The organism is Agromyces allii (assembly GCF_009749385.1).
GTDB classification, from domain to species: domain Bacteria; phylum Actinomycetota; class Actinomycetes; order Actinomycetales; family Microbacteriaceae; genus Agromyces; species Agromyces allii.
The window spans coordinates 1-12,609 of the sequence record NZ_WBIN01000014.1 but is presented as its reverse complement, the minus strand read 5'-3'; the positions used below and the strand labels follow the sequence as shown (position 1 = coordinate 12,609).

The following is a 12,609-nucleotide window of genomic DNA, read 5'->3' as shown; positions in this document are numbered from 1 at the left end:
AATTCTCCTAAAGTGGCCTCATGGTTGACCGATCGCTCAGCGCCCGTTCCCTCGAGGTGCTCCTCGGCGACTGGCGCGGCCGAGGCAGCGCCTACGAGGCGCTCGCCGACCGCATCCGCCTGCTCATCGTCGACGGGCGCATCCCCGTCGAGACGCGGCTGCCGGCCGAGCGCGACCTCGCCGAACGACTCGGCCTCAGCCGCACGACGGTCGCGGCCGCCTACCGCCGCCTGCGCGAACTCGACCACCTGCACAGCGTGCGGGGCTCCGGCAGCGTCGCGCGACTTCCCGGAGCCCCCGCGATCCTTCCTGCGTCGTTCGAGTCCGAGTACCTCGACTTCTCGAAGGCGGCGCCGCCCGCCCTGCCCTGGCTTCCCGACCTGGCCAGGCAGGCGGCCGAAGACCTGCCCGCGCACCTCGGCGACTCGGGCTACGACCCCGTCGGCATCCTGCCGCTGCGCGAGGCGATCGCCGACCGGTACACGCGTCGCGGCCTGCCGACCTCGCCCGACCAGATCATGGTCACGATCGGCGCGCAGCACGCGATCGCGCTCGTCGCACGCACCGTGATCGCCCGCGGCGACCGGGCGCTCATCGAGATGCCGACCTACCCGCACGCGTACGAGGCGCTGCGGGGCGCCGGGGCCAGGCTCGTGGGCTCGCCGGTCGTGCCGCATGCGGCCGGCGCCGGTGCCGCCGCCCGCGTCGACGCCGACCGGGAGGAGGCCGCGAGCCTCGTGCAGTCGATCCGCCACTCGAACCCCGTGCTCGCCTACCTCATGCCCGACTTCCAGAACCCGACCGGCCGCACGCTGAGCCGTGAGTCGCGGGCGCGCGTGCTCGACGCGGCCGCCCGCCAGGGCACGGTCGTCATCGCCGACGAGACGATCGCCGAGCTCGACATCGATCGCGCCGAGGCGTTCCCGCCCATGGCCGCCGACGGCCCGGCCGTGCTCATCGGCAGCGTCGGCAAGACGATCTGGGGCGGGCTGCGCATCGGCTGGATCCGGGCCGACCGGCCGCTCATCCGCCGCCTGCTCGCGGTCCGGGCGCCCGGCGACCTGGGCACGCCGATCCTCGACCAGCTGCTCGTGACGCGCGGCCTCGAGCGCATGGACGACATCCTCGACCTGCGTCGCGAGCAGCTTCGGGCCGGCCGGGATCTCGTCGAACGACGGGTCGCCGAACTGGTGCCCGAGTGGCACGTGCCGCACGTCGACGGCGGCATCGTGACCTGGATCGGACTCGATGCGCCCGTGAGCTCGCAGCTCGTGCTCGCGGCCCGGCAGGAGGGGCTCATCGTCACCGCAGGACCGAGGTTCGGCATCGACGGTGCGTTCGAGCGGTTCCTGCGCGTGCCGATCTGCCAGCCGCTCGAGGCGACGGATGCCGCGTTGCAGGCGCTCGCCCGGGCCTGGCGCTCGCTCGGCGGCGTGCCGCTCGGCGCACCCGATCCCGAGCTGCTGGCCTCGGTGGTCTGAGGCGCCCGCCGGGCGCGGACGGTCGAGGCCGCCGAAACCGGCGACCCCGACCGTCTCGCTCAGCGCTGCGTCGGGCGTCGGCGCAGTGCGACCAGCCCGAGCCCCATCACGAGCAGGAGCGCTGCGATCGCGACCCAGCCCGAGTCGACGCCGGTCGAGGCGAGCGACGCGTCCGAGGCGACCGCGGTCACGGTCTCGCTCGCGACGGTCGTGCCGGTCCCGGTCCCGGTGCCGCCGGGGGTTCCGGGCTCACCCGGCGTTCCCGGGTCCACGGGGTCGGTCGGGTCGACCGGGTCCGTCGGGTCGACCGGGTCGGTCGGGTCGACGGGGTCCACCGGGTCGGTGGGGTCGCCCGGAACCACGACGGTGGTCGATCCCCCGGTCGTGCTGTCGCCGACGACCGAGATCGCGTTGCCGCCCACCGTGACGGGGAGCGAGATGCTCGGGATCAACTGCGTTCCGCCGAGCAGTCCGTCAAGCCCCGACGTCGTCGGGGATCCGCTGCCGCCGGTGCCCGGCGTCACGGTCGTCGCGGCATCCGTCGACGTGGAGTCGCCGATGACGCTGATGGCGTTGCCGCCGACGGTCACCGGGATCGCAGCCCCGATGATCGCCTGCGTGCCCCCGAGGATGCCGTCGTCACCCGTGGTCGAGGCGCTGCCCCCGGTACCGGATCCGGCCTGTGCGCCGGGCGTGACGGCGGTCGCGGCATCCGTCGACGCGGAGTCGCCGATGACGCTGATCGCGTTGCCGCCCACGGTCACCGGAACCGCGAGGTCGACGAGGCCCTGGAGCCCGCCGAGCAGCGAGTCGTCGCCCGACGTCGTGGCACCACCCGTGACAGGTGCCGCTCCGGATGCGACGTCGGTCTCGGCACCGCTCGACGACGAGTCGCCGATGGCGCTGATCGCGTTGCCGCCGACGGTCACCGGGATCGCAGCCGCGACGATCGCCTGCGTTCCGCCGAGCAGCGAGTCGTCGCCGCTCGTGACGGGCGCCGCAGCGGGCGTCGATTCGGCGGCCGGGGCGGCCGCGGGTGCGACCTCGGTCGCGGCATCCGTCGACGTGGAGTCGCCGGCGACGCTGATCGCGTTGCCGCTCACCGTCACCGGAACCGCGATGTCGACGAGGCCCTGGAGCCCGCCGAGCAGCGAGTCGTCGCCGCTCGTTTCGGGTGCGGTCGCCGGTGCCGCCGCGGCAGCAGGTGCGACCTCGGTCGCGGCATCCGTCGACGACGAGTCGCCGAGGACCGAGATGCCGTTGCCCGAGATCGTGACCGGCACCGCGAGCGAGACGATCGCCTGCGTGCCCGAGAGGAGGCCGTCGTCGCCGCTCGTCTCCGAGGCGTGCGCGACGCCGGCGCCGAGGAGCGTGATGCCCCCGGTGAGGAGGGTCGCGTACAGCGCCCTCGTGGCGAATCGCTTGAGATTCATGAGTGTTCTCCTGACTGGATGGGTTGGATGCTCCGGGCGCGATGCGGCGCGGAGCGATGACCGTGTCCGTCGTCTCGAGGCGCGCGGAACGGCGCGCCTGCGATCAGGCGGAACGGCCCCCGTCAGTCAGGGGTGGTGTCGGTCTCGAAGATCGGCGACGACGGCAGCGCGTCATCGACCGAGGAGAGAGCCGTGGCGACCGTGGCGTCGAGCAGCTGCGAAGCGCCGACGAGGTCGGAGCCGAGCACGCCTGCACCCGAACCGGCGCCGGCACTCGGACCGCCGGAGGGCAGCGGCGCGCCGCTCGGACCGCCGGCGTCGCCCGGAGGCGCGACCGAGCCCGCGAGGCCCGACGGCGCTGCGATGTCGCTGATCTCGGATCGAGGTGGATCGAGGCCGTGAGGGGCGCCGGACGTCGCGGCGCGCGCGGCGACGATCGAGTCGGCTCTGCCGGGCGGCACCGGGCCGCGAGGCTCGCCGATCGCAGGAGGCGAGACCGGGATCGAGGGCTCGTGGCCCTCCGATCCGCCGCCCGTCGACCCGTCGCCGGGCAGGAGGGGGACGTCGGGGATCTCGGGCAGCACACCGCCCGGAAGTTCGCCGGTCGAGCCGATGAGGCCGCCGAGCAGGCCGTCGACGGCGCCGGTCACGGGCGTCACGACGTCACTGACCCCGGAGTCCCCGAGCAGGCCGCCGACCACGCCTCCGACGACCGGAACACGGCCGACCACCCGGTCGACCTCGCCGACCACGGGATCGAGGATCGCGCCGACGGTGCCGCCGCCCGCGACATCCGTCACGGTCTGCGTCGTCTCGCCGACCGTGCCGACGACCGCGGTGTCGACCGTCTCGACGACGGCGTCGATGGCCTCGGTCGCGCCGCCGACGACGGGCGGGACGAGTTCGACGACGGGTGCGACAGGTGCCGGAACCACCGCGGTGACGGGTTCGAGCACGGAGTTCACGGGTTCGACAACCGTGTCGACGACGGTTCCGAGGGTGTCTCCGACGGCGTCGGTCGTGGCCGAGACTCCGCCGAGCAGGGAGCCGACCGCACCGAGCAGGCCGCCGCCGTCGCGTTCGTCGGCCGAGGCGCTCTGCGCGCCGGAGACCAGCGAGACGGCGAGCCAGGCGGCCGAGAACCCGACCCCGATGAGGGCGTAGCGAACACCGGACCTGCGCATCGCGCTCGTCGTCTGCGTCAACCGGATCACCCCCAACCCTGTCTGCACCATATCGGCTGTCCCTCGAACAGGGCTAGAGGCACGCGCCGGATCGGGTGCACGACGGCCCGTTCTTCACAGGCATCCGTGACCGAATCGGTGCGCCGACCCTGCGAGGATTGACCCCATGTCACTGCTCGCTGCGCTCAGCATGAAGAACCGCGCGCTCATCGCGCTCGTCACCGTCGTGGTGGCGATTTTCGGAGGCATCTCGCTGGGCTCGCTCAAGCAGGAGCTGGCACCCTCGATCTCCTTCCCACAGCTGATGATCGTCACGTCGTACCCGGGCGCGTCGCCCGACGTCGTGAACACCGATGTCTCGACGCCGATCGAGACCGCGATCCAGGGCATCACCGGCCTCGAGGACACGTCGACCACGAGCTCGACCGGCTTCTCGCGCGTGACCGCGAGCTTCACGTACGGCACCGACCTCGCGTACGCCGAGCAGAAGCTGCTCTCGTCGGTGAACCGCATCCAGAGCCAGTTGCCCGAAGACGTCGACCCCCAAGTCTTCGCGCTGAGCCTCGACGACTTCCCGGTGCTGCAGGTCGCGGTCACCGGCGCCGAAGACACGGCCGCGCTCTCCGACGAGCTCACCCGCACCACGCTCGGCGAGATCAAGGACGTCGACGGCGTCCGCGATGCGACCCTCACCGGTGACACCGGCAAGCGCGTCACGATCGTGCCCGACGTCGAGAAGCTCGCGACCTACGGCCTCACCTCGCAGGCCATCGGCGACGCGCTCGCGCAGAACGGCGTGCTGATCCCCGCCGGCTCGATCACCGAGGGCGACACGACCTACGCCGTGCAGACCGGCGACCGCATCGCGAGCGTCGACGAGCTCGCCGCGCTCCCCGTGCTGGGTGCGACCGAGACGCAGGCGGCGCCCGATGCGGGAGCGATCCCCGACGGCGTCGCGACGGGCATCCCGGGGGCGGTCACGGCGCCGACCACCCTCGCCGTGCCCGTGGCGATCACCATCGGCGACGTGGCATCCGTCGAGCTCGAAGAGAGCCCGGTCACGAGCATCTCGCGCGTGAACGGCGAGCCCGCGCTCACGATCGCGGTCACGAAGCTCCCCGCGGCCAACACGGTCGAGGTGTCGACGGCGGTCAACGCGATGCTGCCCGACCTGCAGGCCGCGCTCGACACGACCAACCCGGGGGCCGAGTTCACGGTCGTGTTCGATCAGGCGCCGTACATCCAGCAGTCCATCGAATCGCTCGCGACCGAGGGCCTGCTCGGCCTCGCGTTCGCGGTCATCATCATCCTGCTGTTCCTGATGTCGGTGCGCGCGACCCTCGTGACGGCGATCTCGATCCCGACGTCGGTGCTCATCACGTTCATCGGACTGCAGGCCACTGGGTACACGCTCAACATCCTGACGCTCGGCGCCCTGACGATCGCCATCGGTCGCGTCGTCGACGACTCCATCGTCGTCATCGAGAACATCAAGCGGCATCTCGTCGCGGGGGTCGACAAGTCGGCCACGATCGTGCGCGCGGTGCGCGAGGTCGCCGGCGCCATCACGGCGTCGACCATCACCACGGTCGCGGTGTTCCTCCCGATCGCGCTCGTCGAGGGCGTCACCGGCGAACTCTTCCGACCGTTCTCGCTCACGGTCACGATCGCGCTGCTCGCCTCGCTGCTCGTCTCGCTCACGATCGTGCCCGTGCTCGCGTACTGGTTCCTGAAGCCGGCCAAGGTGCACGCCCACGCCGGTGATTCCGGAACGGATGCCGCGGCCGCCGCCTTCGTCGACGAGGCCGGCGCCGGTGCCCCCGACGAGCTCGAGCACCCGTCGCGTCTCCAGCGCGGGTACCTGCCGATCATCGCGTGGACCCTCAAGCACAGCGTCGTGACGCTGCTGCTCGCGGTGCTCGTGCTCGGCGGCACGATCGCGATGGTGCCGCTCATGAAGACGAACTTCCTCGGGTCCTCGGGCCAGAACACGTTCCAGGTCACGCAGGAGCTGCCGGTCGGCTCGAGCCTCGACGCCATGGACGAGGCGTCTAAGCCGGTCGAAGACGCGATCCGCGACACCGAGGGGGTCGAGACCGTCGAGACCTCGATCGGGTCGAGCGGGCAGGACCTCGCGGCGATCTTCGGCAGCGGCGGCGCGACCGTCACGTACTCGATCACGACCGATGAAGACGCCGACCAGGAGGCGCTCCAGGCCGAGGTGCGCGAGGCCCTCGACGGGCTCTCCGACGTCGGCGAGGTCACGCTCACGGCGTCGAGCGGCTTCGGCGCCTCGAACGACATCGCGGTCAACATCACGGCGTCGAACGCGGAAGACCTCCAGTCGGCGACCGACGCCATGGTCGCCGAGTTCGAGGGCTTCGACTCGCTCACGCAGGTCTCGTCGAACCTCGCCGAGTCGCGCGAGTACATCGCCATCGAGATCGATCGGGATGCCGCGGCCGAGGCCGGGTTCACCGAGGTCGCCCTCGGCGGCTTCGTGTCCTCCAAGATGTCGCCCCAGGCCAAGGGCTCGGTCGTCATCGACGAGCAGACCCTCACGATCTACGTCGCCGACGAGAACCCGCCGACGACCATCGAGGAGCTCCGGGCCCTCGAGGTCCCGACCGCGACCGGCGTCGTGCGCCTCGACGAGCTCGCCACGGTCGAGACGGTCGACGGCCCGACCTCGATCACGACCGTGCAGGGCCTCCGCAGCGCGACCGTGACGGCCACGCCGGCAGGCGACGACCTCACGACAGCGAATGCCGACGTGCAGGTCGCGCTCGCCGAGGCCGACCTGCCCGCGGGCACCTCGGCCGAGATCGGCGGGGTGTCGGCCGACCAGGCCGAGTCGTTCTCGCAGCTCGGCCTCGCGCTGCTCGCGGCGATCCTGATCGTCTACATCGTCATGGTCGCGACGTTCCGCTCGCTGCTGCAGCCGCTGCTGCTCCTCGTCTCGGTGCCGTTCGCGGCCACCGGTGCGATCGCGCTGCAGGTCATCACGGGCGTGCCGCTCGGCGTGCCGTCGCTCATCGGCGTGCTCATGCTCGTCGGCATCGTGGTGACGAACGCGATCGTGCTCGTCGACCTCGTGAACCAGTATCGGGATCGCGGCATGAGCGTGCGCGATGCGCTCGTGCACGGCGCCTCGCGCCGTCTGCGCCCGATCCTCATGACGGCGCTCGCGACGATCTTCGCGCTCGTGCCGATGGCGCTCGGCGTCACGGGCCACGGCGGCTTCATCTCGCAGCCGCTCGCGATCGTCGTGATCGGCGGCCTGCTCTCGTCGACCGTGCTCACGCTCGTGGTGCTGCCCGTGCTCTGCAACCTCGTCGAGGGCGGACGCGAACGTCGCGCGGCCAAGCGCGCGGCGCGTGCCGAGGCGGCCGAGACGGTCGCGGAGCCGGCCCTGGTACCCGCCGGAGCGCCCGCGGTCGCGGCCGACGCCGACGGCGTCCGGCAGGCGCCGAGCGAGCCCGGCGCGTCCGACTCGGCCGGCCGAGGAGTGGAGCGTCTGACCGGCGAACCGAGTGCGCCGACCGATTCCAGCGCCGCCCGCCCCGACGACGCCGGCCCCGACGACGCCGGCCCCGACGACGCCGGCCCCGACGACGCCGGCCCCGACGACGCCGGCCCCGACTCGACCGAGCCGCGGCCGGGGACCTGACCCGCGGCATCCGCCCGAATGCGAAAGGGGCCGCGTGCGATCGCTCGCACGCGGCCCCTTCGTTCGTGAGGTCAGACCTGTTCGTCGACCGGCGCCTCGAACTGCGCGTTGTAGAGGCGGTAGTACGCGCCCTTCGCGGCGAGCAGTTGCGTGTGCGAGCCCTGCTCGACGATCGAGCCGTTCTCCATGACGAGGATCACGTCGGCGTCGCGGATCGTCGAGAGCCGGTGCGCGATGACGAAGCTCGTGCGGTTCTCGCGGAGCGCGGCCATGGCCTTCTGCACGAGCACCTCGGTGCGCGTGTCGACCGAGCTCGTCGCCTCGTCGAGGATCAGCACGTTCGGTCGGGCGAGGAACGCCCGGGCGATGGTGATGAGCTGCTTCTCTCCGGCCGAGAGGTTGCCGGCCTCGTCGTCGAGCACGGTGTCGTACCCGTCGGGCAGCGCGTGCACGAACCGGTCGACGTAGGCGGCGACGGCCGCGGCGAGGATCTCCTCCTCCGTGGCATCCGGTCGCCCGTAGGCGATGTTCTCGCGGATGGTGCCGCCGAACAGCCAGGTGTCCTGCAGCACCATGCCCGTGCGCGAGCGCAGGTCGTCGCGGGTCATGTCGTTGATGTCGACGCCGTTGTAGGTGATGCGGCCCGAGTCGACGTCGTAGAACCGCATGATGAGGTTCACGAGCGTCGTCTTGCCGGCGCCCGTCGGGCCGACGATCGCGACGGTCGAGCCGGGCTCGGCGACGAGGTTCATGTGCTCGATGAGCGGCTTGTCGGGCGAGTAGCTGAACGAGACGTCCTCGAACGCCAGGCGTGCACCGGCTTCGCCGCCCTCGGCGACGGATGCCGGTGACGCGGGCGTCTCGGGGTCGGGGTCCTGCTCCTCGGCGTCGAGTAGTTCGAAGATGCGCTCGGCGCTCGCAACGCCGGACTGCAGCAGGTTGGCCATGGAGCCGAGCTGGCTGAGCGGCTGCGTGAACTGGCGCGAGTACTGGATGAACGCCTGCACGTCGCCGAGGCGCATGGTGCCGCCGGCGACCATGAGCCCGCCGACGACCGCGATCGCGACGTAGACGAGGTTCCCGACGAACATCATCGCGGGCATGATGATGCCCGAGACGAACTGGGCGCCGAAGCTCGCGGTGAACAGCTCGTCGTTCTTGGCGTCGAAGGCCTCGTCGACCTCCTTCTGGCGGCCGAACACCTTCACGAGCGCGTGGCCCGTGAAGGTCTCCTCGATGCGGGCGTTGAGCGCGCCGGTGTGCTTCCACTGCGCGGCGAACATCTTCTGCGACCGCTTCGCGATCACGACCGTGATGACGGCCGAGAGCGGAATGGTCACGAGCGCGACGAGCGCGAGCAGCGGCGAGATCGTGAACATCATGACGAGCACGCCGACCACGGTGAGCAGCGAGGTGAGCATCTGGCTCATGGTCTGCTGCAGGCTCTGCGACACGTTGTCCATGTCGTTGGTGACCCGCGAGAGCACCTCGCCGCGCTGCAGGCCGTCGAAGTACTTCAGCGGCAGGCGGTTGATCTTCTCCTCGACGTCCTCGCGCAGGCGGAACACCGTGCGCTGGATCGCGCCGTTCAGCACCCAGCCCTGCAGCCACATGAACAGCGAGGCGAGCAGGTAGAGCGCGAGCACGCCCATGAGCACCATGCCGAGCGCCTGGAAGTCGATGCCCTGACCGACCTGGAAGTCGTTCATGGCCGAGACCATGTTGGCGATGTCGTCCTGGCCTGCGGCGCGCAGCATCTCGATGGCCTGCGCCTGCGTGGTGCCGGCCGGCAGCTGCTCGCCGAGCGCCGACGAGACGACGCCCTCGAAGATGATGTTCGTGCCCTCGCCGAGGAGCTTCGGCCCGAGCACGCTGAACACGACGCCGATGATGGCGAGCACCGTCACGGAGATGACGGGCCACGCCTCGGGTCGCAGCCGGCCGATGAGCCGCTTGGCCGAGGGCCAGAAGTCGATGGCCTTCTGCACGGGCGCCTGCATGCCGCCGCCGAACGGACCGCCGCCGCGGCGGGGAGGCGCGGCGGGCGCGGGGGCGGCCTCGGCCTCGGAGGCGATCTCGGCCTGGGTGGCCGCGCTGATCGAGCCCGTGTCGGGCTGGGCGTCGTTGCGCTGCTCGGTGGTCATGCTGCGGCCTCCTCGGCGCTGAGCTGGCTGGAGACGATCTCCTCGTAGGTGGGCGAGTTCGCGAGCAGCTCCTCGTGGGTGCCGCGGGCCACGATCTCGCCGTGCTCGAGCACGAGGATCTGGTCGGCGTCGACGATGCTCGAGACCCTCTGGGCGACCACGAACATCGAGGCGTCGCCGATGTCGGCGCGAAGGGCGCGGCGGAGGCGCCCGTCGGTCGCGACGTCGAGCGCCGAGAACGAGTCGTCGAACACGTAGATCTCCGGGCGTTTCACGAGCGCTCTCGCGATCGCCAGTCGTTGGCGTTGACCACCCGAGACGTTGGTGCCGCCCTGGGCGATGGGGGCCTCGAGACCGCCCGGCATGGCCGACACGAAGGCGCGTGCCTGCGCGACCTCGAGTGCGTGCCAGAGCTCGTCGTCGGTGGCATCCGGCTTTCCGTAGCGCAGGTTGGAGGCGACCGTGCCCGAGAACAGGTATGGCTTCTGCGGCACGAGTCCGATGCGCTCCCAGAGCGCGTCGGGCTCGAGGTCGCGCACATCGACGCCGTCGATGCGCACGCTCCCCTCGGTCGCGTCGAACAGGCGCGGCAGCAGGTTGACGAGCGTGGTCTTGCCGGCACCGGTGCTGCCGATCACCGCGGTGGTGGTGCCGGGCTCGGTCAGGAACGTGAGGTTGCGCAGCACGGGGGACTCGGCGCCGGGGTAGGCGAAGCTCACGTCGTCGAGCTCGATGGCGCCGTGCATGCTCACCACGGTCGTCGGCTCGAGCGGCGGCACGACGCTCGAGCTCGTGTCGAGCACCTCGCCGATGCGGTCGGCGCTGACCGAGGCGCGCGGGATCATGACGGCCATGAAGGTCGCCATCATGACCGCCATGAGGATCTGCATCAGGTACTGAAGGAACGCCATGAGCGTTCCGACCTGCATGCTGCCGTCCTCGATGCGGAACGCGCCGAACCAGAGAACGGCGACGCTCGAGACGTTCAGCACGGCCATGACCACCGGGAACATCAGGGCCATGAGGCGGCCGGCGCGCGTCGCGACATCCGTGATCTCGGCGTTGGCGACCTCGAATCGATCGCGCTCCTCCGGCTCGCGCACGAACGCGCGGATGACGCGGATGCCGGTCAGCTGCTCGCGCAGCACGAGGTTGACCCGGTCGATCTTCTTCTGCATGACGCGGAACAGCGGCACCATGCGGGTGACGATGAGCCCGACCGCGATGAGCAGCACGGGCACGCTGATCGCGATGAGCCACGACAGCTCGAGGTCCTGCTGCATGGCCATGATCACGCCGCCGATGGCGAGGATCGGGGCCGAGACGAGCATCGTCGAGGTCATCAGCACGAGCATCTGCACCTGCTGGACGTCGTTCGTCGTGCGGGTGATGAGCGACGGGGCGCCGAACTTCGAGACCTCGCGCTCCGAGAACTCGCCGACCTTGCGGAACACTCCGCGGCGGAGGTCGCGGCCCACGGCCATCGCGACCTTCGCGCCGAAGTAGACCGCCGTGATCGAGCACGCGACCTGCGCGAGCGTGATGAGCAGCATCCAGCCGCCCGTCGTGAGGATGTACTCGGTGTCGCCGGTGGCGACGCCCTGGTCGATGATGTCGGCGTTCAGCGTCGGCAGGTAGAGCGAGGCCATCGATTGCGCCAGTTGGAAGACGATGACGCCGACGACGAGCCACGAGTACGGCTTGACGTAGCGCTTCAGCAGGGAGATGAGCATGGTGCGGCTTTCTACGCAGTGGTGGGTGCGGCGGTGGGCGGTGCGGTGAAGGTGGGCGAGACGGATGCCGCGTCGCGGCGTCCGTCGGCGGGGGCGGTCGTGGTTGCGGCATCTGCGGTGACCGAGAAACCGTGCAACAGCAGTGCGCTGATCTCCTCGGCCGGAACGATGTCGCCGTTCGTGATCATCGGATGCGTCATCGAGAAGGTGGCGTACCGGATGAACTGGGCGGCCCGGCGAGGACTCACCGTGAGCTGGTCGCGATGCGGCAGCAGCATGTCGGTGATCGCCTGGATGACGGGCTCGTTGTCGGGCGGGCGGCGTTTCGCCTGATCGGGCGTGCGTTCGTGGAAGCCCAGGATCGCGACGAGCGCGAAGATCTGCTCGGTGCGGTGCTGGGTCAGCTCCACGATCGTGCGGATCACGTCGTCGAGTTCGCTGGACGCCGGGATCTCGCGGATCGCGTCGACCATCGACGTGGCCTCGATGTGCCGGTGGATCGAGTCGTGCACGAGCTCGTCCTTGTCGGCGAACACGGAGTACAGCGTGCCCTCGGCGACACCGGCCGCCTCGGCGAGCTGCTTACTCGTCACGTCGCGCCCGTACTGCACGAGGAGCGGGATCGCCGCGTCCATGATGGACGCCCTTCGCTCGTCGCGACTCAGGGGTTTCGCCCGTCGTGCTCGTTCTGCCATGACGGGATCATAACTGAATGAGCGCTCACTCAGAAGAGTGGATGCAGATGAACGCTGATTTCGCGATGCCGCGCCGAGCCGGGCGGATGCCGGTGGCCGGCCTGGATCCCGGTGCGCAGACCGTGTCGAGCGGCCTGTCCAGGGCGTTGCGACACGCCCGGGGTGTTGGTGGGATTTGTGTGGTGGGGGTGGGGTTGCGTATGTTTATCCATGTCGCCGCGGCGGTCGGGTCTTCGGGCCGGGCGGTCGGTGCGGTTCTAGCCAAATAA

General features: G+C 70.7%; 7 protein-coding genes. 2 read left to right on the top strand and 5 right to left on the bottom strand.

Annotation, left to right across the window (positions count from 1 at the left end):
• Window positions 1-20 precede the first annotated feature (20 nt).
• Entirely contained in the window at window positions 21-1,481 is a 1,461-nt protein-coding gene (yczR, locus tag GQR16_RS17025) for a MocR-like transcription factor YczR (RefSeq protein ID WP_157416367.1), read from the top strand.
• Between the two features lie 59 nt (window positions 1,482-1,540).
• On the opposite strand, the gene GQR16_RS20000 is transcribed toward yczR, so the two are convergent.
• Both GQR16_RS20000 and GQR16_RS19995 read right to left on the bottom strand, forming a co-directional pair.
• Entirely contained in the window at window positions 1,541-2,914 is a 1,374-nt protein-coding gene (locus GQR16_RS20000) for an LPXTG cell wall anchor domain-containing protein (protein ID WP_157416366.1), read from the bottom strand.
• Between the two features lie 122 nt (window positions 2,915-3,036).
• The gene (locus tag GQR16_RS19995) at window positions 3,037-4,119 is read right to left on the bottom strand and encodes a hypothetical protein (RefSeq protein WP_157416365.1); all 1,083 of its coding nucleotides are present in this window, start codon (window positions 4,117-4,119) and stop codon (window positions 3,037-3,039) included.
• Window positions 4,120-4,264: 145 nt separating this feature from the next.
• Between GQR16_RS19995 and GQR16_RS17010 the strand changes: the two genes are divergently transcribed.
• A complete protein-coding gene (locus tag GQR16_RS17010) occupies window positions 4,265-7,768 on the top strand; it encodes an efflux RND transporter permease subunit (protein ID WP_157416364.1) in 3,504 nt (1,167 codons plus the stop codon).
• Window positions 7,769-7,839: 71 nt separating this feature from the next.
• Here GQR16_RS17010 and GQR16_RS17005 read toward each other — a convergent pair whose 3' ends face one another.
• The 3 genes from GQR16_RS17005 to GQR16_RS16995 are packed head-to-tail and all read right to left on the bottom strand — an operon-like array spanning window position 7,840 to window position 12,340.
• Window positions 7,840-9,912, bottom strand: a complete 2,073-nt coding sequence (locus GQR16_RS17005; protein ID WP_157416363.1) for an ABC transporter ATP-binding protein — start codon at window positions 9,910-9,912, stop codon at window positions 7,840-7,842.
• Entirely contained in the window at window positions 9,909-11,645 is a 1,737-nt protein-coding gene (locus GQR16_RS17000) for an ABC transporter ATP-binding protein (RefSeq protein WP_157416362.1), read from the bottom strand. Before GQR16_RS17000 ends, GQR16_RS17005 begins: the two co-directional genes overlap by 4 nt.
• 11 nt (window positions 11,646-11,656) lie before the next feature.
• Complete coding sequence (locus tag GQR16_RS16995) at window positions 11,657-12,340, bottom strand: TetR/AcrR family transcriptional regulator (protein WP_157416361.1); 684 nt, start codon at window positions 12,338-12,340, stop codon at window positions 11,657-11,659.
• Window positions 12,341-12,609 lie beyond the last annotated feature (269 nt).